General features: G+C 62.3%; 17 protein-coding genes and 1 other RNA gene. 12 read left to right on the top strand and 6 right to left on the bottom strand.

From position 1 onward, the window contains the following. Nucleotides 1-83: 83 nt before the first annotated feature. Genes nrdE through nrdH form a run of 3 tightly spaced genes read right to left on the bottom strand, consistent with a single transcriptional unit; the run spans nucleotide 84 to nucleotide 2,879 of the window. The gene (nrdE, locus tag BAUR9175_RS07885) at nucleotides 84-2,210 is read right to left on the bottom strand and encodes a class 1b ribonucleoside-diphosphate reductase subunit alpha (protein ID WP_257944294.1); all 2,127 of its coding nucleotides are present in this window, start codon (nucleotides 2,208-2,210) and stop codon (nucleotides 84-86) included. A gap of 5 nt (nucleotides 2,211-2,215) precedes the next feature. Next, entirely contained in the window at nucleotides 2,216-2,629 is a 414-nt protein-coding gene (gene nrdI / locus BAUR9175_RS07880) for a class Ib ribonucleoside-diphosphate reductase assembly flavoprotein NrdI (RefSeq protein WP_009881978.1), read from the bottom strand. Between the two features lies 1 nt (nucleotide 2,630). Further along, complete coding sequence (nrdH, locus tag BAUR9175_RS07875) at nucleotides 2,631-2,879, bottom strand: glutaredoxin-like protein NrdH (RefSeq protein WP_009881976.1); 249 nt, start codon at nucleotides 2,877-2,879, stop codon at nucleotides 2,631-2,633. A gap of 748 nt (nucleotides 2,880-3,627) precedes the next feature. Between nrdH and BAUR9175_RS07870 the strand changes: the two genes are divergently transcribed. From BAUR9175_RS07870 to BAUR9175_RS07835, 8 genes are all read left to right on the top strand, one after another. Continuing rightward, nucleotides 3,628-4,827, top strand: a complete 1,200-nt coding sequence (locus BAUR9175_RS07870) for an IS110 family RNA-guided transposase (protein WP_205677022.1) — start codon at nucleotides 3,628-3,630, stop codon at nucleotides 4,825-4,827. Nucleotides 4,828-4,922: 95 nt separating this feature from the next. Continuing rightward, complete coding sequence (locus BAUR9175_RS07865; RefSeq protein WP_009881973.1) at nucleotides 4,923-5,918, top strand: AAA family ATPase; 996 nt, start codon at nucleotides 4,923-4,925, stop codon at nucleotides 5,916-5,918. Nucleotides 5,919-5,930: 12 nt separating this feature from the next. Further along, nucleotides 5,931-6,815, top strand: a complete 885-nt coding sequence (locus BAUR9175_RS07860) for a DUF58 domain-containing protein (RefSeq protein WP_101583425.1) — start codon at nucleotides 5,931-5,933, stop codon at nucleotides 6,813-6,815. Then, nucleotides 6,802-7,254, top strand: a complete 453-nt coding sequence (locus BAUR9175_RS07855) for a hypothetical protein (RefSeq protein ID WP_069600625.1) — start codon at nucleotides 6,802-6,804, stop codon at nucleotides 7,252-7,254. Before BAUR9175_RS07860 ends, BAUR9175_RS07855 begins: the two co-directional genes overlap by 14 nt. Beyond that, nucleotides 7,245-8,219, top strand: coding sequence for a vWA domain-containing protein (locus BAUR9175_RS07850; protein WP_101583423.1), 975 nt, complete (start codon nucleotides 7,245-7,247; stop codon nucleotides 8,217-8,219). The genes BAUR9175_RS07855 and BAUR9175_RS07850 overlap by 10 nt, the downstream gene beginning before the upstream one ends. Beyond that, nucleotides 8,216-9,292 carry a vWA domain-containing protein gene (locus tag BAUR9175_RS07845; RefSeq protein WP_101583422.1) on the top strand — a complete coding sequence of 359 codons (1,077 nt, stop codon included), beginning with the start codon at nucleotides 8,216-8,218 and terminating at the stop codon, nucleotides 9,290-9,292. Before BAUR9175_RS07850 ends, BAUR9175_RS07845 begins: the two co-directional genes overlap by 4 nt. Beyond that, entirely contained in the window at nucleotides 9,289-10,083 is a 795-nt protein-coding gene (locus tag BAUR9175_RS07840) for a tetratricopeptide repeat protein (RefSeq protein ID WP_101583420.1), read from the top strand. Before BAUR9175_RS07845 ends, BAUR9175_RS07840 begins: the two co-directional genes overlap by 4 nt. Before the next feature lie 23 nt (nucleotides 10,084-10,106). Next, a complete protein-coding gene (locus BAUR9175_RS07835) occupies nucleotides 10,107-11,216 on the top strand; it encodes a histidinol-phosphate transaminase (RefSeq protein ID WP_009881963.1) in 1,110 nt (369 codons plus the stop codon). A gap of 12 nt (nucleotides 11,217-11,228) precedes the next feature. Here the strand turns inward: BAUR9175_RS07835 and BAUR9175_RS07830 are convergent, their stop codons facing one another. After that, nucleotides 11,229-12,710, bottom strand: a complete 1,482-nt coding sequence (locus BAUR9175_RS07830) for a PucR family transcriptional regulator (RefSeq protein ID WP_101583419.1) — start codon at nucleotides 12,708-12,710, stop codon at nucleotides 11,229-11,231. Nucleotides 12,711-12,845: 135 nt separating this feature from the next. On the opposite strand from BAUR9175_RS07830, the gene speB reads away from it, so the two are divergent. From speB to BAUR9175_RS07810, 4 genes are all read left to right on the top strand, one after another. Next, on the top strand, nucleotides 12,846-13,856 hold the full coding sequence (gene speB / locus BAUR9175_RS07825) for an agmatinase (RefSeq protein ID WP_009881961.1): 1,011 nt from the start codon (nucleotides 12,846-12,848) through the stop codon (nucleotides 13,854-13,856). 2 nt (nucleotides 13,857-13,858) lie between these two features. Next, a complete protein-coding gene (locus BAUR9175_RS07820; protein WP_009881960.1) occupies nucleotides 13,859-15,547 on the top strand; it encodes a thiamine pyrophosphate-binding protein in 1,689 nt (562 codons plus the stop codon). A 49-nt stretch (nucleotides 15,548-15,596) separates the two neighbouring features. Next, on the top strand, nucleotides 15,597-17,120 hold the full coding sequence (locus BAUR9175_RS07815; RefSeq protein ID WP_101583417.1) for a sodium:solute symporter family protein: 1,524 nt from the start codon (nucleotides 15,597-15,599) through the stop codon (nucleotides 17,118-17,120). A 236-nt stretch (nucleotides 17,121-17,356) separates the two neighbouring features. Beyond that, entirely contained in the window at nucleotides 17,357-19,009 is a 1,653-nt protein-coding gene (locus tag BAUR9175_RS07810) for a thiamine pyrophosphate-binding protein (protein ID WP_096157349.1), read from the top strand. An 80-nt stretch (nucleotides 19,010-19,089) separates the two neighbouring features. On the opposite strand, the gene ssrA is transcribed toward BAUR9175_RS07810, so the two are convergent. Both ssrA and smpB read right to left on the bottom strand, forming a co-directional pair. Then, nucleotides 19,090-19,466, bottom strand: a transfer-messenger RNA (tmRNA) gene (ssrA, locus tag BAUR9175_RS07805). Between the two features lie 153 nt (nucleotides 19,467-19,619). Then, entirely contained in the window at nucleotides 19,620-20,090 is a 471-nt protein-coding gene (gene smpB, locus BAUR9175_RS07800) for an SsrA-binding protein SmpB (RefSeq protein ID WP_009881955.1), read from the bottom strand. Between the last annotated feature and the right edge of the window lie 97 nt (nucleotides 20,091-20,187).

Raw genomic sequence — 20,187 nt, 5'->3', positions numbered from 1 at the left:
GAGCACCCGGAGCCTGCGCGATGGGCAGGCCCCGGGTCAAGAGTGCTGTGGGCCGGCTTGCACCGGCCCACAGCACTCAACGGTCACAGCATGCAGGAAACGCAGCCATCGACCTCGGTGCCCTCCAGCGCAAGCTGGCGCAACCGGATGTAGTAGATGGTCTTGATGCCCTTGCGCCACGCGTAGATCTGCGCCTTGTTGATGTCACGAGTCGTAGCGGTGTCCATGAAGAACAAGGTCAGCGACAGCCCCTGGTCCACGTGCTTCGTGGCCGCGGCGTAGGTGTCGATGATCTTCTCGTAGCCGATCTCGTAGGCATCCTGGTAGTACTTGAGGTTGTCGTTGTCCATGAAGGGTGCCGGGTAGTACACGCGCCCGATCTTGCCCTCCTTGCGGATCTCGACCTTCGAGGCCACCGGGTGGATCGACGACGTCGAGTTGTTGATGTAGGAGATCGATCCTGTGGGCGGAACGGCCTGCAGGTTCTGGTTGTAGATGCCGTATTCGGCAACCGCAGCCTTGAGCTCTCGCCAATCATCCTGAGTCGGGATATGCACACCGGCTTCGGTGAACATCTCGGCCACACGCGAGGTGCGTGGTTCCCACACTTCGTCGGTGTACTTGTCGAAGTATTCGCCGCTCGCGTAGTTCGACCGCTCGAATCCTGCGAAAGCTGTCTTGCGTTCCTTCGCGATCTCCATCGACGCCCGCACACAGTGGTAGGCGACGGTGTAGAAGTACATGTTCGTGAAGTCGAGTCCCTCATCCGAGCCGTAGTAGATGTGCTCGCGGGCAAGGAAGCCGTGGAGGTTCATCTGGCCGAGTCCGATGGCGTGCGACATGTCATTGCCGCGGGCGATCGACGGGACCGACTGGATGTCAGAGGTCTCGGCGACGGCGGTCAGTCCGCGGATCGCTGTCTCGATGGTCTGCCCGAAATCGGTCGAGTCCATCGTCAGAGCGATGTTGAGGGAACCGAGGTTGCAGGAGATGTCCTTGCCGACGACGTCGTATCCGAGATCGGAGTCGTACTTGCTGGGCTCGGAGACCTGCAGGATCTCGGAGCACAGGTTCGACATGATGATCTTGCCGTCGATCGGGTTCGCCTTGTTCACTGTGTCTTCGAACATGACGTAGGGGTATCCGGACTCGAACTGGATCTCTGCCAAGGTCTGGAAGAACTCGCGTGCATTGATCTTGTTCTTCTTGATGGCCGCGTTGTCGACCATCTCCTCGTACTTCTCTGTCACGTTGACGTCGGAGAAGGGCATGCCGTAGACACGTTCGACGTCATACGGGCTGAAGAGGTACATGTCCTCATTGCGCTTGGCCAGTTCAAAGGTGATGTCCGGGATGACAACGCCCAAGGACAGCGTCTTGATCCGGATCTTCTCATCGGCGTTCTCGCGCTTGGTGTCGAGGAACTTGTAGATGTCGGGGTGGTGAGCGTGGAGGTACACGGCACCGGCACCCTGACGTGCACCCAGCTGGTTGGCGTAGGAGAAGGAGTCTTCGAGCAGCTTCATGACGGGGATGACACCCGAGGACTGGTTTTCGATCTTCTTGATCGGTGCACCGGACTCGCGGATGTTGGTCAGAGCGAAGGCCACACCGCCGCCGCGCTTGGACAGCTGCAGAGCGGAGTTGATGGAACGGCCGATGGACTCCATATTGTCTTCGATGCGCAGCAGGAAGCAGGAGACAAGCTCGCCGCGCTGCTTCTTTCCCGCATTGAGGAAGGTCGGGGTGGCCGGCTGGAACCGACCATGGATGATCTCGTCGACGAGCTGCTTAGCCAGGGTCTCGTCGCCGCGAGCCAGGAACAGTGCGACCATGACGACGCGATCTTCGAAGCGTTCGAGGTAGCGCTTTCCGTCAAAGGTCTTCAGCGTGTACGAGGTGTAGAACTTGAAAGCACCGAGGAAGGTCTGGAACCGGAACTTAGCCGAATAGGCGTGCTTCGAAAGCTCCTCGATGAAGTCGAAGGAGTACTGATCGAGAACTTCGGGCTCGTAGTATTCCTTCTCGACGAGGTAGTCCAGCTTCTCCTTGAGGTCATGGAAGAAGACTGTGTTGTTGTTGACATGCTGCAGGAAGTACTGCCTGGCAGCCTGTTTGTCACGTTCGAACTGGATGCGACCATCCTGGTCGTAGAGGTTCAGCATGGCGTTGAGCGCATGGTAGTCAAGATCCGTCTCTTCGCGGATGATGTCTTCTACATTGCGGTCTTCAGCGAGCTCGCGCACAGTTTGTCCAATCCTAAATTCACTGCTTCGACGTCCTCTGGGGTTCCGAGGAGTTCGACACGGTACAGCACGGGTACATTGCATTTCGCGGCCACTTTGTGTGCCGCGCGACAGTATTCTTCGCCGAAGTTCGTATTTCCGGCGCCGATGACGCCGACGAGGTGGCGGCGATTCGATTCGATATTGAGGAACTTGATCACTTGCTTGGGGACGGCGCCTCTGTTGGGGCCGGCTCCATAGGTGGGAGTCACAAGGACGAACGGTTCGTCGATCGCCAGCGTCTCATCTTTTGTCAGCAGGGGAAGTCGGCGTGAGGGGTGCCGCAGCTTGCTGACGAATCGGTCGGTGTACTCAGAGCTGCTCGAGTAGTAGACCAGGAGCATGTCAGGCTACAACGGAGACCGAGGTCTGCTCGCCGGCCAGAGTGGCGATCTTGTCCGGACGGAAACCTGACCAGTGGTCGTTGTCGGTGACAACGACGGGAGCCTGCATGTAGCCCATGGCCTTGACGACATCCAAGGCGTTCTCATCGACACTGAGATCGACCGACTTGTACTTCAGACCCTTGGCATCGAGCGCACGGTAGGTGGCGTTGCACTGGACGCAAGATGGCTTGGTGTACACGGTGATCATCGCGACTCCTCAATTCTGCACTTCGGCTTAGATTCCACGGTATGTCCAGCTCGGGCTATGACCTTGACAATGACGAATATCACGCAGATCAGGCCCGAGTGTGACCACTAGATGTTGTGTTCGGGGTCGACTCTACCCCTATATCCAGTGTTACACCAGTGTTGTTTCGATCATCCACACCCTGTGTTCAAATCGTCCACAGTCATCCACAAGTCACGAATGACACTGATGTAGTTCGATCACCTGCGAGGACACTGGGCAGCGGGGCCGAAAACCCATTTTCGGGCGCCTCCCCCTACTGCGTTTTCCACACTTGTCCACAGATAAAAATTTCACCTGTGGGCACTTTTTCGGCGTGTCACGCTCGACTGCGCTTGCGGTCGAATATGGTCCACTTCCACGGTCACCGCCTCCCTTCTTCATCGCGTCGATTTCGTGGCGTTGTGCGCGACTTCGCGGCGCCTTCCACGGCTGTGTGTCGTTCCTTGAAATGTATGTGTCGGTACTGACGTTGATACTAGAAGGGTCGGGATTCCCAGTGTGGCCCCGGTACTGACTGGCCCTCCCCCGTGTGGTGTCTTTCTCGAGATCTGTCCACCGGGAGCCCCGTCACCACCGAAGAGAACCAGCAGGTGGGGACATGACCTTATAGGAGCGTGAATCCGCGACCACGGAATCCCACCAACGTCCTGTCTGCCCGACCGGCTGGCCCTCACCCCACCAGAGCAACGGAAAGGGCATAACCATCATGACAGGAACACCACCGAATGTGTACGCCGGAATCGATACCCACCAAGCAACGAATCACGTCGGAATCGTCAACGAACTCGGGAAGAAACTCGGCGACAAGGAATTCCCGACCACGAGCACCGGCTACAAGGACCTGCTGAAGTTCATCGTCGCATTCGGCACTCTGCTAGCCGTCGGGATCGAGGGCACCGCTTCCTACGGGGCCGGCATCACCGCGTACCTGCGCACTCAGAAAGTCACTGTCAGGGAAGTCATCCGCCCCAACAGGCAGACCAGACGCGGCGGGAAATCCGATCCGATCGATGCCTACGCCGCAGCGAAGACTATCGCCGCCGATGCCGATGACCTCCCAATCCCGAAACTCCTCGGCGGAGCCATCGACGGCCTCCGAGTTACACAGCGGGCCCGCCGCACCGCGGTCAAAGCCCGCTCGGCGGCCATGACCCAAATCCAGAACTTCCTCACCACCGCCCCCGACACTGTTCGCCAGAAGTATGCCCCCTTCAAGGGCGATGCCCTCTACACCGCACTCGCGGCCACACGCCCAAACGACGGTGACGACCTCGGGCATGTGCTTCGCCGACTCGCTCGCCGTATTACCTACCTGAGTGAAGAGATCGACGAGGCAGAAGCCCGCCTGGCCGTCCAGGCCACCGACATCGCCCCCGCGTTGATGGCAGCCACAGGCGTCAAGGCCGTCACTGCAGCCGAACTACTCGTCACTGTCGGGGAAAACCCTGAGCGCATCACCTCCAAAGAAGCCTTTGCGGCGCTATGCGGGACCAGCCCCATACCGGCTTCGTCGGGCAAAACTCACCGGCACCGGCTTAATCGCGGTGGTGTTCGACAGGCGAACGCGGCTCTGCATCGCATCGTGATCACCCGCATGGCACACGACCAACGCACCAAGGACTACGTGGCCCGACGAACGACGAACAACACTAAAAGCAAAAAGGAAGTCATACGGTGTCTCAAACGCTACGTCGCCAACGAGGTCTACACTCGCATCGTCAACCCACCCGAAGTCCTCGCCGTCGATGATCTCCGACCGCTACGATTGTCGATGAAGATCACACTCCAGGATGTGGCAGGCCAATTCGGAGTGTGGCCTGCGAAGATCTCCCAGATCGAGCGAGCGGTGACTCGTGATGACGAGTTCGTTGTCAACTATCGGGAGTTCCTACTTCGCACCATTTGACACAACATAGGAGCATCACGAAAGTGCCCAGACGTGTGTCAGGGTCAGCCCATATGCTTGTTTTGTCAGCCAGTTGAGATTTGAGAGGCCCCACCATGACGGCAACGGCACCCGCCAACACTCAAGAGATCGCGCATGCTCAATCGATTCTCAAAGGCTTGGAGTCCTATTTGGACCATTTCGTCGTCGGGCAGCAGCGTTTGCGGGAGAGCCTGCTCATCGGTCTCCTCTCCGGTGGTCATCTGCTCCTGGAGAGTGTTCCTGGACTAGCCAAGACGACCGCGGCAGCGGCGTTGGCCAATGCGGTGGCCGGAAAGTTCTCCCGCATCCAATGCACTCCCGATCTGCTGCCAGCCGACATCATCGGCTCACAGATCTACAACGCTCAGGAGGGCTCGTTCAATACGGTCCTGGGCCCCGTGCACGCCAACATCGTCCTCCTCGATGAGATCAACCGGTCCTCGGCGAAGACGCAGAGCGCCATGCTCGAAGCGATGCAGGAGAAGCAGACCACGATCGGCGGCCAGCGGTTCGAACTTCCGCGTCCGTTCCTCGTCATGGCCACGCAGAACCCGATCGAGCAGGAGGGGACCTACCAGCTTCCCGAGGCTCAGCTCGACCGGTTCATGATCAAAGATCTCCTCACCCATCCGAGTCCCAACGAGGAGATGGAGATCCTCTCCCGTCTCGATTCGGGTGTCTTCGACCGCGACTCCGTGCCTAAGCCCTCGTGCAGCCTCGAGGACGTGGAGACGCTGCAGCAGTATGCACGCACCATCTACGTCGACCCATCGATCAGCCGGTACCTCGTCGAGCTCGTCCACGGGACCAGGAACACCACGAAGTATCTGGGTCGCCTGGCTCCCTTCATCGAATACGGCGCCAGTCCTCGTGCCTCGATCGCGTTCACCAACGCCGGACGGTCCCTGGCGATGATCCGGGGCCGCAACTACGTCATCCCCGAGGACATCAAGGACCTGGCCCACCGGATCCTCGCTCACCGCATCCAACTCAACTTCGAAGCCGCGGCCGAGAACATCACGAGCGCACAGGTCGTCGATGCCCTTCTCATGGCCGTCCCGACTCCCTGATCGGCTGCATCGATGACTGCTCTGCTCAATCGGATCAAGGCGCGGATGACCATCCACGCACACCGTCGGACCCGCCGGCTCCTCGATGGGGACTACTCCTCTGTCTTCCACGGACACAGCCTCGACTTCGATGACCTGCGTGACTACATCCCCGGCGACGAGATCCGCGACATCGACTGGAAGGCCACGGCTCGACATTCGAACCCACTGGTCAAACGCTACGTCGCCCACCGCAGGCACATTCTGGCACTGGTCGTCGACTCCTCCCGGAACTTCGACGCCGTCACCTCGGCGGGAGTCGACAAACGACAGCTGGCGATCCTCATGGCCGGAATGACCGGTTACCTTGCCGTACGCCACGGTGATGACGTGATGCTCGTCCATGGAAACTCAGCGCGGTCCACCGCATCGCCCTGCAAGGGCAGCGAAGCCCACTTGGAGAACCTGCTGCAGCAGATCCTCGCCGAAGCCGGCACCGACAGCGACGGTTCGATCAATGAGCAGCTGCAGTGGATCGCCACCCACATCAACCACCGGATGCTCGTCGTCGTCATCTCCGATCAAGCGCCCCTCGGCGCGAAGGAAGAGGCCACGATCAAACGTCTGCGCGCGCAGCACGAGATCCTGTGGATCACGATCACCGACGCAGACCTCGCCCAGCTGCCGACCGCCTCGGCGCCGTTCGACGTCTCACGACCGGGCGTCGGCCTGCCATCATCCGTGATGGCCAACCCGAGTGTGCGCGCCGAATTCCACGCCGCCGAGGCCAGCCGCCGGCAGCACCGAAGCGACCTGCTCTCGAAGCTCGGGATCTCACACACCGAACTCGCCCACCCGGACCAGGCACTGGGCAACCTCCACACTCTTCTGCTGAGGCACCGCCGTGGGCCCCGCTGAACTCGTCGCGCCGCTGCAGCTCTCGGCCTGGTGGTATGTCGCCGCCTGTGCCGTTCTGCTGGCCGCCGTCCTCAATCTGTTCGCTCCGCTGCTGCGCGCGGCTGCCGGTTCAGGTGCGAAATCCCGGCCGCGCATTCCCATTCCTGTCCGCAGCACCTACATGTCACGGATCGCCGCCGTCGAGTCGAAACTCGGTGACGGAGATGTCGGCGTCAGGGATTCCGCCCGGGACCTGGCGAAGATCGTGCGCGAGTTCGCTCGTGACGCGTGGGGCGTCAAGGCCGAGCACCTCACCTACCGAGACGCGGCTGTGGCCGGTCTCGATGACCTCGCCGAGTCCCTGTCGGGACTCTACGAGGCGGAGTTCGCTGAGGACGAAGCCCACGATCTGGGGCCCCAGATCGCCGGTGCCAGAAAGCTGGTGACGCGATGGTCCTGATGCTCTGGTGGTTGGCGATCATCCTCCTGGTGCTGGCCGCGGCCGCGGTCTTCTTCTTTCGCAGGCCCAAGGCCACCGCCTCCTCACTTGCCGTGGCACACAGCGCCCGGATGACGACCCTGCCGAGTTTCCGCAAAGCCATGCGGACTCGCCTGCTCACGACGGTCGCCTTGCTCGCGGTCATCGCCCTCACCGGACTGTCGACGCTCGCCGGGATCTCTCGGCCTGCCTGGGTCGAGACCGTCAACCCGGAGAAGAAGCTGCGTGACGTCATGCTCTGCCTCGATGTCTCCGGTTCGATGCTCGGATACGATGCCGATCTCCTCGAGGCCTATCAGGAACTCGTCGACCGGTTCGACGGCGAACGCATCGGCATGACCGTGTTCAATTCCACCTCCGTCTCCGCGTTCCCGCTCACCGATGACTACGAGATGGTCCAGAACTACCTTGAGGAAGCCGAAGAGGGATTCCGCACCTGGGGTTCGGAAGGCACCGACTACTCCTGGTCGACCTCACCGCCGAACATCGGCGGTTCCTCTCTCATCGGCGACGGTCTCGTCTCCTGCGTGGACAACTTCGACCGTCAGGATGAGGATCGTTCCCGCTCGATCGTCTTCGCCACCGACAACATGCTCGCAGGTGACCCGCTCTTCGACCTCAACGAGGCCACGGACATCGCAGTGGAGTCGGATGTCAGGGTCTACAGCCTCTCTCCCCCATCGGTGCTCACGAACCCGCAGACCAAGGAACTGAAGTCGGTCTCCGATCGCACAGGAGGAAAGCAGTTCGACATGGGTTCGGCCTCGACGATCGACCGCATCGTCTCAGAGATCCAGAGCCAGGAGGCCGAGAACACTCCCGGCCGCTCCTACACCGTCGTCCATGACATGCCCACCGTTCCTCTCGGGATCGCGGTCTTCGGCCTCGCCGTTGTCTTCGTTCTGGCATGGAGGACCAAATCATGATCTTCGATCCCGTCTTCACCTGGTTCGGATGGGGCTTCCTCGTCCTCGCTCTGCTGACCGTGTGCATCATTCCGGCTGTGCGCGGGGACGGTCCGCGTTGGAAATGGTTCGCACGCATGGGCATCGTCGCCGTGCTCGCACTCGCTTTGGCCCGCCCCGGCATTCCCATCAAATCCTCAACCGAGGAGTACGAGGCCGCAGCCGACGTCTACTTCCTCGTCGACACGACGACCTCGATGGCCGCTGAAGACTATGACGGTGACAAGACCCGCCTGGAAGGGGTGAAGAAGGACATGCTCGACCTGGCCAAGCAGCTCCCCGGCACCAGGCTGAGCATCATCTCCTTTGCCTCAACCGCTTCGACGGTCATGCCGCTGACGACCGACCATGCTGCGTTCGCCTCCGCCGTCGACGTCCTCAGCCCCGAGATGTCGTTGAACTCCAATGGCTCGTCCATCACCGAGGCGGGTGCTGAGTTGGACAAACGCATGAAGTCCAATCAGGAGGATCGTCCTGAGAACAAGAGCCTGGTCTTCTACTTCGGCGACGGTGAGCAGACGGCTGAGACCTCTGTCGACTCATGGTCATCCTTCGCCTCGCGCATCGATGATGGCGCGGTGTTCGGATACGGAACCGCGCAGGGCGGGAAGATGAAGGAACCCCAGCCCTTCGGCTACAAATCGTCTCCAGGCGATGATCCCGGCCTCGGCGACCCCCAGGACCCTGACGGTGCTGGCGGCGGGTCCGGAGGATCGGGCGAAGAGTACATTCGCGACGGTCAGGGCAATCCCGGGATCTCGATGATCGACGAGTCCAACCTCAAACAGCTGGCGAATGATCTCGGCGTGAAGTACCACCATCGTGACGGCGGAGCCTCGATGTCGAGCATCTACACAGCACCGAAGTATGACCAGACTCTGGTGAAGAAGGATGGACGGGTCACCGTCGACGAATACTTCTGGGTTCCCCTGATCCTCGTGTTCGCGTGGATCGCAGTCGAAATGGTGTTCGGGGTCCGCGAACTGATGCGCCTGCGCACCATTACACCCACACGACGAGGAGGCCGACCATGAACCGGATCACACGCACCTGGTCGACGATGCGCAGGCTGTCTCGCATCAACATCATCATCGGTTCCGTCCTGCTGCTCGTCTTCGGCTATGTGGCTGCGACCCTCTATTTCGGGGCGGCCTCACAGGTACGCTATTCGTCGAATGACTTCCCCGGAGCGAAGAAGGCATCGACCGCTTTCCTCACACTCAGTCCGGTCCAACGCCACATCGGCTACTACAATCGCGGCACCGCGGAGGCAGCAGTCGGCGATTTCGAACCAGCGCGAGACGACCTCGAGTCGGCTCTCGAGATTGCTCCCGTCCGGGACGAGTGCGCCGTGCGCATCAACCTGTCCTATGTCTACGAGAAGCTCGCCGATGAGGCTGCGGGCCAGGACCCTGAGAAGACCGATGAACTCTACGAACAGTCGCTGAAGACCTTGGAGGATGCTCCGAAGGAATGCCAGCCGAAGAAGAGCGAAGAGCAGCAGAAGAGCGACGAGGCGAAGAAACGCGTCGAGGACAAGAAGGCCGGAGAGAAGTCGAAGCAGGAGGGGTCCGAAAGCGACGACTCCGAGAGTTCTGAGGGCGATGATCAGAAGAACGGCGACTCCGGAGACGACTCGAAGAAGAAGGACGAGAAAGAAGGCTCTGACGAAGGCGAAGAGAAATCTGATGACTCCGGAGAGAAGTCCGAGGAGGAGCAGAAGCGTGAGAAGCTGCGCAAGCGCGGCGAGAACTCGGACCGTGAACAGCAACAGCAGGGACCCGGCGGTGACGGAGGTCGTTCGGCCCCGGACAAACCCTGGTGAGTCTCCTGTGCGATCATGATTCCATGAGCACTCCGGACACCTCAGCTGACAGCACCTCGACCCCGCGGCTGCGGGCCTCGCTGGAGACATTCCCACCGTACGTTCCTGGGAAGGCACCCAAGGAGATCGACGGGCTCACCCCGTTCAAACTGTCATCGAATGAGAACTACCTCGAGCCGCTGCCGGCCGTCGTCGCAGCCATGGTCGCCGATGCGAAGAATCCTGCCCTGTACCCCGATGATGCGGCACTGGCTCTGCGCACAGAACTGGCCGACCGCCTCGGCGTGAGTCTCGATGAGCTCATCGTGACCACTGGCGCCAGCGAACTGCTCGTGGCGCTGACTCAGATCACCTCGGACGCCAGCACCGAAGCGATCTACCCTTGGCCCTCGTTTGAGATGTATCCCCAAACCACGGGTCTGGCCGGATCGAAACGGGTCGAGGTTCCGGTCCGTGACGACGGTCGACACGACCTCGACGCGATGGCTGCGGCGATCACCGACAAGACCAGCCTCATCATTCTCTGCTCCCCGAACAATCCGACAGGGCCGGCGCTGCGCGATGAGGAGGTGCGCCGATTCCTCGATCACGTCCCAGCGACGGTGCTGGTCGCCCTCGACGAGGCCTATTGGGAGTTCGCCACCGCCGACGGAGTCGTCGATGGGGTCGCTCTCGTGGCCGACTACCCCAATGTCGTTCTGGTCCGGACCTTCTCGAAGGCTCACGCTCTGGCCGGCCTGCGGGTCGGATACGCGCTCGCTCACGCATCGGTCATCCAGGGACTGTTCAAGGCCGTCATCCCCTTCGGAGTCACCGATGTCAGCCAGACTGCCGCACTGGAGTCCCTGCGCCACAGTGATGAGGTCGGTATCCGGGCCAAGGAGATCGCGGCCGTCCGCGATGACTTCGCCGAGGCTCTTCGCAACCAAGGATGGGATGTGCCCGAGGCGCAGGGGAACTTCGTGTGGCTGCCGCTGGGTCCGCTGTCCTCAGCCTTCGAAGATGCCTGCGTCGAACAGGCTGTCGCGGTGCGCAACCTCGGAGATGGGGTCCGCATCAGCATCGGTGAGAAGGAAGGGCTCGACCGGGTCCTCACGGTCGCATCGGCCTTTTACGCCGAGCACTTCGGCTGAGCCGACCGACTTTCAGAGTTCGGCAAGCTCCAGGGCCAAGGCCACGGCCTGGACCGATTCGGCCCGACTGAGGTCGCGGCCCAACAATGTCTCGATCTTCGCCATACGTGCTCGCACTGTGTGGCGATGAATGCCGAGCTCGGTCGCGATCGCATCCCTGACTCCCCCGGTCGCGATGAACGACCGCAGCGTCAGCAGCAGGTCCTGTTCGTCGCGTGAAGCGAGGAGCGCGCCCAGGACTCGGTCGACGAATCTCTGCGCCGCCGCCTCATCGATCGATGACAGCAGCGCCCGAACATCCGAGCTCGCGGTTTCGTGCTGCGTTCGCCACACGGTCCAGGCGTGGTGGACCTGGGCCAGTGGGATCAACTTCGTGGACAGTTCGCTGAGACCAGTGACCTCCGCGACCCGGTCGACCATGCTCACCTGATCTGCTGCGAGATCTGAGGAACCTGCGGAGTCTGCGGCATCGCGATAGATGCGATCGGTGTCTTGCCTGCCAGCCTCGATGACGCCGAGCATCGCCCCTGCACGGACCAGGAGTGTTCCGGGTCCCAGATCCCCCATCAGCGTCTCCGGGTCCTCACCGCGCACATTGCCGAAGACCGTGAACTTCACTCGCGAGACCGGAGCCAGACCGGTCTCCTGCACCCACTCGGTCCGTGCCTGGGCTGGTGTCAAGGGAGTGGTGAAGAGCGGTGACTCCGATCGCCGATGTGGGGCCTCCGTGATGCTCAGACTCAGCAGTGCCGCTGCAGTGGAGAGAAGAAGGGCGCGAGTACGGGGATTTCCCGTCGCCTCGGCGGGGGCCAGGATCCAGGCCCGCACCTGCTCGTCTCCGACCGGTACTGCCTCGACGATGCCTGCCTCAGTGCGCAGAAGGCGCGGTGCCATGGAGGGCTTGAGGGCCTCGAGAACGAGCTCGTGGCGCACCTGGATCTTCGCATCAGCACCAGTCAGGCCCCTGCCTGTGGGTGAGACGAAGTGGACATCTGCAGCCAGGGTGCTGGCCAGATCGTCGACCAGAGCTGCGGGGCCCTGATGTGCAAGGTCGGTGGCGAAGCGGCGTCCCGCGCTGCTGGCCCTGGTCAGTTCCCGGGTCGTCTCCTCCTCTCGCATTCTGGTGAAGGCATCGACGACGGCCACAAAGGGGACCGGTTCGGGCACCCCGAACAGGGCCAACTGCTGTGCCCTCGCCTGCTCGATCAGCACCGGTGGAAGTTCCTGCCACGGCAGGGCAGAACCGAGACCGATGCCGAGCGCATGGACGCCTGCTCTCTTGAGGCGACCGACATAGTCGCCCACACCCTCGCCGCTGAGGTCTTGGCTGACACCGATCGTGAGCAGGACCTCTCCCCCGGCTAGCCATTCGTCGACGGCGGGCAGCTCCGAGGAGTGCACGATCGTGACATCTTCCAGCCTGGAGTGCGGCGAATCGACGACGACATCGAGCGCGAGTTCCTGCCGCGCCCAGAGCTGACCCAAAGTGACCATGCCCCCAATACTATCCGCACTGGATACTCAATTCTCCAGATTGTCCATTGTGGATATCGGCGTGGTGTGAGCCACGTCCTAGGCTGATGGCAATCACGCACTACCGTCAGCATTCACGATTTCGAAGGAGAGCCGATGTCGACTCAACCCCTGGGACCAGCCGATTACAGCAAGACACCACGATTCGCAGGGCCACCGACCTTCGGCCTGCTCCCGCGCATCGACGAGGTCGAAGCCCAGAGGCCTGGTGAGAAGATCGACGTCAAGATCCTCGGTGTCCCCTTCGACGCCGGAGTCAGCTACCGTCCCGGTGCCCGTTTCGGTCCCGCCCACATCCGCCAGTCCTCGAAGCTGCTGCGCCCCTACAACCAGGCCACGAACGTCCACGCATTCACCTGGCAGCAGGTCGCCGACTGCGGTGACCTGGGCGTCAACCCCTTCGACATCGAAGAAGCCATCACCGAAGTCGAACGCACCGCCGATGAGATGCGCGCCGACGGGGCGAAGCTGCTCACCCTGGGCGGTGACCACACACTGGCTCTGCCGAACCTGCGTTCCCTGCACAAGACGCACGGCAAGATCGCGGTCCTGCACTTCGACGCCCACCTCGACACCTGGGACACCTACTTCGGTGCTCCATACACGCACGGCACCCCGTTCCGCCGCGCCAGCGAAGAGGGCCTGCTCGACCTCGAATCCTGCATGCATGTCGGCATCCGCGGACCCCTCTACGGCCAGAAGGATCTCGAAGACGACGCCGTGCTCGGCTTCCAGATCATCCGCAGCGACGACTACCAGTTCACCTCCGTCCAGGAAGTCGTGGCCCGCATACGCAAACGACTCGGTGACGCACCCGTCTACCTCTCCGTCGACATCGACGTCCTCGACCCGGCCGCAGCTCCGGGCACCGGCACGCCTGAGGCCGGCGGCATGACGAGTCGCGAACTGCTCAACTCGATTCGCGGACTCCAGGGACTCAATGTCGTCGGAGCCGAGATCGTCGAAGTGGCACCGGCCTACGATCACGCCGAGATCACCGGACTCGCCGCCGCCCACGTCGGCTACGAGATGCTCTCCCTGTGGGCCGCCGAGGCCAATGGTCTCACCGGTCCCTCGGGACCCAGCGGCGAAGCGCTCGGAGTCTGACCATGGCAGATGACAAGAACAGCGCCGCACCCAGCGAAGAGTTCCGCAACGGCGGTCGGGCCGTCATCGCGACTCTGGCCGCACACGGCGTCGACACGATCTTCGGGATCCCCGGCACACACAATCTCGAGTTCTACCGCCACCTGAGCGAATTCGGCATCCGGGCCATCACTCCGCGCCACGAGCAGGGTGCCGGCTACGGTGCCGACGGGTATTTCCTCGTCTCCGGCAAACCCGGGGTCGTCATCACCACCTCAGGTCCGGGACTGACGAACGTCATCACGGCTGCGGCGACCGCGTACGCGGAGTCACGACCGATGCTCATCCTCTCCCCCGGTGTCCCCACCGGCATGGAGCGCGCCGATGTCGGAATGCTGCACGAGACGAAGGACTCCTCGGGCGCACTGAACCGCCTGCTGGTCTCCTCCCAGCGCACGCGCACCGCCGAAGGTGCTGCACAGGCCGTCGCCGAGGCGTTCGCCATGTTCTCCTCTTCGCGGCCCGGCCCCGTTCACATCGAGGTTCCCCTCGACGTGCTCGAGGGCGCCTGGAACGGCAGCGTGCCGACCCCGATTCCCGGACGCCGTCCCGGTCTTGATTCGCGTGTCGTCTCCCGTGCCGCCGAGGCGGTGGCCGGCGCCGCTCGCCCGCTCATCGTCGCCGGTGGTGGTGCCCGGCGGGCAAGTGCCGAGGTCAGGGCATTCGCCGAGCGACTTGACGCACCTGTGGCCACAACAGCCAACGGCAAGGGCATCATCTCTGAGACCCACCCGCTGTCGCTGGGCTCCAATGTCCGCTTCCCCAGTGTCCAGGCCGAGTCCGCTGCCGCCGACGTCCTCATCGTCCTCGGTTCCGAACTGGCTGACTCCGATCTGTGGGGCGGACTCATCGGCGCCCAGACCTCGGTCGGGATCCGCGATGAGAATTCCGCGCAGCTCGTCATCCGCTGCGATATCGACCCCGACCAGTTGGGCAAGAACCTCGGCGGGGACATCCTCGCCTGCGCAGACGCGGGCGAGTTCCTCACCACGCTGATGGCCGAGCTGGACCACGATGGGGCCACGACCACCTCGGCGAGAGATGCCTCGTCGACTGGAAGCGGAAGCGACCGGGTCGCGGCGATCCGAGGCTCATGGAACTCGGACTTCGATTTCGAGTCCATCGGTGCCCGCGTCACCCGCCTGGTCGAACAGGGTGCAGGACCTGCTGTCGTCGTCGCCGGGGACTCGTCCCAGGTCACCTACGACGGTTCCGTGCATGCTCTCACGGCCAGCACACCCGACCAGCTGCTCTACATGCCCGGTTTCGCGACCTTGGGCTACGGAATCCCGGCAGCCATCGGGGCGAAGCTGGCCGACAGCGCTCGACCGGTTGCCTGCATCCTCGGAGACGGGGCGGCCATGTTCTCGATCCAGGAACTGATGACGGCCAGCGAGCTGGGGTTGGGGATTCCCTTCGTCATCGTCGACAACGGCGGGTACGCCGAAATCGAGGCTCAGATGGTCGACCGGACGATCGAACCGTTCGCGGTCAAGCTCGCCCGTCCCGACTTCGCGGCCCTGGGCCATTCCATGGGTGGGGCAGGTGTCACGATCGCTGAGTCCGACATCGACGAGATGTTGCCAGCGGCCGTCGCCGAGGCGCTGGAACGGACCGTTCCCACCACCATTCACATCACCGTCGGGTGCTGAAGCACCCAATTAGCCGGCTGCTCGCGCAGCCAATCAAGAAAGGGTCGACGTGGACTCTCTAGTCGTCATCATCTACCTCGCCGCCATGGTGGGATTCGGAATCTGGGGCCGGTACAAGGCGAAGAACCAAAACGATTTCCTCGTCGCCGGTCGCCGCCTGGGCGGGTGGCTGTACACGGGCACGATATCCGCTGTCGTGCTCGGCGGAGTCTCGACGATCGGCGGCGTCGGACTCGGCTACACCTCGGGCCTGTCGGGGATGTGGCTGGTGTTCAGCATCGGCCTGGGCATCATCCTGCTCTCCCTGTTCTTCGCCCCGAAGATTCAGAAGCTGGAGATCTACACGGTCTCGCAGATGCTGGAGCTGCGCTACGGGAAGGGCTCCCGCCTGGTCTCGGGCACGATCATGACCGCCTACGGGCTGATGATCTCCACGACGTCGACGGTCGCCTATGCGACGATCTTCCATGCGCTCTTCGACCTCAATAAGTTCTGGTCGGTGCTCATCGGCGGCGGCATCGTCATCCTCTACTCGATGCTGGGCGGAATGTGGTCGATCACGCTGACCGACTTCGTGCAGTTCTTCATCCAGACCATCGGCATCTTCCTCATCATGCTCCCGGTCGTGCTGAGCAAGTCCGGCGGCATCGGAGAGCTGTTCTCCTCACTGCCGGCCGAGCAGACCAGCCCTGTGGGCATCGGCTGGCAGGCGATTCTGGGCTACATCCTCATCTACACTCTGGGGCTGCTCATCGGCCAGGACATCTGGCAGCGCGTGTTCACCGCACGCAGCCCGGGTGTGGCCAGGTGGGGCGGTCTGTCCGCTGGCGTCTACTGCCTCCTCTACGCCGTGGCCGGTGCGCTCATCGGCATGGCCGCAACGAAGATCGTTCCCGGCATCGAGGTCCAAGACGATGTGTTCGTCGCCGTCGTCGATGCTGCGATGTCACCCCTGCTGGGCGGATTCGTCCTCGCCGCGGCACTGGCAGCGATGATGTCGACGGCATCCGGCTCACTCATGGCCGCCGCGACCGTCTGCCGCCAGGACATCGTCGAACCCCTGCTGGCTCGCAAGGACATCGCTCCGGCGACGAAGGACGTGCCCGATTCGACACCAGAGGGCGCGACCCAGACCGACGGCGTACCGACCTACGGCTCGAGCAGCACGAAGTCGACGCTGGTGAAATCTTTGGTGCGTGAGACCGGCGATGAGATCCGCGATTCTCGCATCTACCTCATCGGACTCGGCGTCGTCACCCTCATCCTGGCGATGATCATGCCCAGCGTCGTCGAGGCACTGACGGTCGCCTACAACCTGCTGGTGGCCGGGCTCTTCATCCCCATCCTCGGCGGGCTGATCTTCAAGCGCGGCAACATCGTCGGCGTCATGGCGGGCATGATCCTGGGCTCGCTCACCACGATCGTCATCATGATCACGATGGGCATCTACTCCAACGAGGCCATCTACCTGGGCCTCATCGCCTCGCTGCTCGGCTACGTCATCGGTTCGCTGGTGACGAAGCCGACGCCTCCAGAGGTCATGGCCGCCTGGAAGGAACGCCTGAACCGCTAGCAGGCATCCGCACTGGCTGCCAGCGGGCCGGTCGTTCGAGTCTGCACCGAGAAGGTGCCGGCTTGGACGGCCGGCCCGCTTTCCTCTATATTCGAATGGTCAGGCCGGTGACAACGTTGATTCCGGTTGCTGCCGAACAGCCGGCGCTCGAAAAAGGAGCGCGAAGCCGCGGACAACGCGTGTGAGACATATATGGATCGTTCTCTTCCATATCTCTCATTCGCGAAAGGCCCCTTATGGCTCACACTTCTGCCCACGTCGCTCACACCCTGGCCCACCACATCGATGAGGTCTTCGGACTCATGGGCAACGGCAACGCCTACTTCCTCGATGCTCTGCTGACCTCCACCTCGGCGACCTATACTGCCGTTCGCCACGAGGCCGGCGCGGTCGTCGCCGCCGATGCGCACTTCCGCACCTCCGGGCGCATCGCTGCAGCCACCACAACCTATGGCGCCGGATTCACGAACACACTCACTGCACTGGCCGAGGCTGCGCAGGCCAAGGTGCCACTCGTCCTCGTCGTCGGTGATGAGCCCACGTCCGGACCTCGCCCGTGGGATGTCGACCAGATCGCCATGGCCTCGGCTGTGGGCGTGCGCACCTACACCGTGGGGCGCGTCGATGCTGCGGCCGCGACCGTCACGGCCATCGAGCACGCGCTGACGTACCGTGTGCCCGTCGTCCTGGCAATCCCCTACGATGTCGCGACCCTCGACATCGGCGAGATCCCCTCAGTCCCTGGACCTGGTCAGCCCACTCCCCTGGCGCCGTCGTCCGAATTCGCACAGACCTCACTCGCTCGCTTGGCCTCCACCCTCGCCGAGGCGGAGCGACCAGTTCTGCTGGCCGGGCGAGGCGCGTGGTTGGCGGGAGCGGAAGAGGAACTCGGCGCCCTGGCAGAGGCCACCGGGGCATTGACTGCCACGACTGCTCTGGGCCGAAACGTCTTCCCTGATGACGAGTTCGACCTGGGTGTGGCCGGAGGCTTCGGAGCCCCGGAGGCGATGGAACGAATCCATGAAGCCGATGTCGCCGTCGTCTTCGGGGCCTCGCTCAACCAGTTCACCATGCGCTTCGGCGAACTGTTCCACCCGTCGACGACTGTCTGGCAGATCGACACCGACGATCGGGCAACGAATGCCAGGGTCGGCGGTTTCATCCGCAGCGACGTGAAGCTTGCCGCGGGTGAGCTGGTTTCTCGCTTGGAAGCTGCCGGATCTCAGCCGAGCGGGTGGCGCGAAACCGTGGACACAGCTTCCGACCGGGCCTATGAGATGGGGACGGAGTTTGCTGAGGACGGTCGCCTGGACCCGCGTGCAGCCGCTGCGAGACTCGGAGAACTGATGCCCGAGGACCGCGTCGTTGTCTCCGACGGCGGTCACTTCATCGCGTGGGCGAACATGTTCTGGGAACCCAGCGCACCCGACCGGTTGGCGATGGTCGGCACCGCATTCCAGTCGATCGGACTCGGCTGGCACAGCGTCGCCGGGGCTGCCCGGGCCAATCAGGATTCGACGATCGTTCTCACCACCGGCGACGGGGGCGGCGCCATGGCGTTGTCCGACCTCGACACCGCCATCCGTTCAGCCGGAGGCCGCGGCATGGCCGTAGTGTTCAATGATGCCGCCTATGGCGCCGAGGTGAACCTGTACGGTCTCAAAGGGCTGGATAAGTCGCCGATGCTCATCGACGAGATCGACTTCGCAGCCCTGGGCAGCGCTGCCGGAGGACAGGGTGTCGCGGTTCGCTCGCTGGCTGATCTCGAGGTCGTCAACGAGTGGAAGGCGACTCCGGTCGACGAACGGAAGTTCCTGGTCCTCGACCTGCGGATCTCGGGTGCGGTCATCGCGCCGTACCAGGAGGAAGTCATTCGTGTGAACTCGTAGGGGCGCGGGCGGCTCAGTCGCGATTCCGGACGCGAAGAAGCCCGGTGACTCAGAACTCTGAGTCACCGGGCTTCTTCCATGGGTGGAGATGGCGGGAATCGAACCCGCGTCCGTCGGCAGATTGTCAGGACTTCTCCGGGCGCAGTTCGTGAAGTAGTTTCTTAGGTTCTGGCCCTCACACGAACATGTGGACCAACGAACGGAGTTGAGTAAAAGTCCCTCAGATACCCTCAACAAATATCTGAAGCAGTGGCTCCCTAAGCGACGCCAGGACCTAGAGTGGAAGCAACTCTAGACTGACGGATTCGCAGCTCGGCCTAATCAGGCAGCGAGGGCGAAATCGGTGCGGTTATTAGACTTAGCACCTATTGTTTTGCAGAGGACATTAACGAGATGACTCTACATTCTCGGCCCGCTTCTCCCGTCGCAGTGTCCGACGTCGAAACCGATCATCCCCATATTCTTTTACCAAACCTGCCCAGCTCATTCACCTGCATAAACAGGCTCATGCGCTGACCAGAATAACCAGCATACTCGTAGAACACCAGTCGATCCAATTGCATTCCCACGAACGGAAATCCGGTTCGCCGGCGGTGTCGACTGGGTCAGCTCAGAGGAACTGCTTGGACTTGATGGCGCGCTCAGCCTCACGCTTGTCCTGTGCCTCACGCAGCGCCTGACGCTTGTCCCATTCGCGCTTGCCCTTGGCCAGAGCGATCTCAACCTTGACGCGCGATCCGTCGAAGTACAGTTCCAGCGGAATGAGTGTGCGTCCCGATTCCTTGACCTTCTGCGACAGCCGCAGAATCTCGTCACGGTGCAGCAACAGCTTCCGCCGGCGGCGAGCGGTGTGGTTCGTCCATGTCCCCTGTGCGTATTCGGGAATGTAGACGCCTTCGAGCCACGCTTCGTTCTGGAAGATCAATGCGAAACCGTCTGTCAGCGACGCCCTGCCCTCTCGCAGCGACTTCACTTCGGTTCCGCTCAGCACGAGACCGGCCTCCCACGTATCTTCGATGAGATAGTCGTGGCGTGCCTTGCGGTTCCTCGCAATGACTTTCTTGCCAGTTTCCTTCGGCATGTCCGGCCTCCTTCCTGTGTCTCGGTTCAGTGTGTCCGACCTCGATTGTCAGCCCCCGAGGAGTGCTCAATCGCGTAGACACGCAGACCAACTACTC

This window comes from Brevibacterium aurantiacum (assembly GCF_900169065.1).
In the GTDB taxonomy this organism is placed as follows: domain Bacteria; phylum Actinomycetota; class Actinomycetes; order Actinomycetales; family Brevibacteriaceae; genus Brevibacterium; species Brevibacterium aurantiacum.
The sequence above is the reverse complement of the archived record's forward strand: the minus strand, read 5'-3'. Positions and strand labels throughout refer to the sequence as shown.

Coding starts and splice junctions, on each gene's coding strand:
- BAUR9175_RS07850 (WP_101583423.1), top strand. CDS start 7,245: ATGGTCCTGATGCTCTGGTGGTTGGCGATCATCCTCCTGGTGCTGGCC.
- BAUR9175_RS07860 (WP_101583425.1), top strand. CDS start 5,931: ATGACTGCTCTGCTCAATCGGATCAAGGCGCGGATGACCATCCACGCA.
- nrdH (WP_009881976.1), bottom strand. CDS start 2,879: ATGATCACCGTGTACACCAAGCCATCTTGCGTCCAGTGCAACGCCACC.
- BAUR9175_RS07810 (WP_096157349.1), top strand. CDS start 17,357: ATGGCTCACACTTCTGCCCACGTCGCTCACACCCTGGCCCACCACATC.
- BAUR9175_RS07870 (WP_205677022.1), top strand. CDS start 3,628: ATGACAGGAACACCACCGAATGTGTACGCCGGAATCGATACCCACCAA.
- smpB (WP_009881955.1), bottom strand. CDS start 20,090: ATGCCGAAGGAAACTGGCAAGAAAGTCATTGCGAGGAACCGCAAGGCA.
- BAUR9175_RS07845 (WP_101583422.1), top strand. CDS start 8,216: ATGATCTTCGATCCCGTCTTCACCTGGTTCGGATGGGGCTTCCTCGTC.
- BAUR9175_RS07820 (WP_009881960.1), top strand. CDS start 13,859: ATGGCAGATGACAAGAACAGCGCCGCACCCAGCGAAGAGTTCCGCAAC.
- speB (WP_009881961.1), top strand. CDS start 12,846: ATGTCGACTCAACCCCTGGGACCAGCCGATTACAGCAAGACACCACGA.
- nrdI (WP_009881978.1), bottom strand. CDS start 2,629: ATGCTCCTGGTCTACTACTCGAGCAGCTCTGAGTACACCGACCGATTC.
- BAUR9175_RS07830 (WP_101583419.1), bottom strand. CDS start 12,710: ATGGTCACTTTGGGTCAGCTCTGGGCGCGGCAGGAACTCGCGCTCGAT.
- BAUR9175_RS07865 (WP_009881973.1), top strand. CDS start 4,923: ATGACGGCAACGGCACCCGCCAACACTCAAGAGATCGCGCATGCTCAA.
- BAUR9175_RS07840 (WP_101583420.1), top strand. CDS start 9,289: ATGAACCGGATCACACGCACCTGGTCGACGATGCGCAGGCTGTCTCGC.
- BAUR9175_RS07835 (WP_009881963.1), top strand. CDS start 10,107: ATGAGCACTCCGGACACCTCAGCTGACAGCACCTCGACCCCGCGGCTG.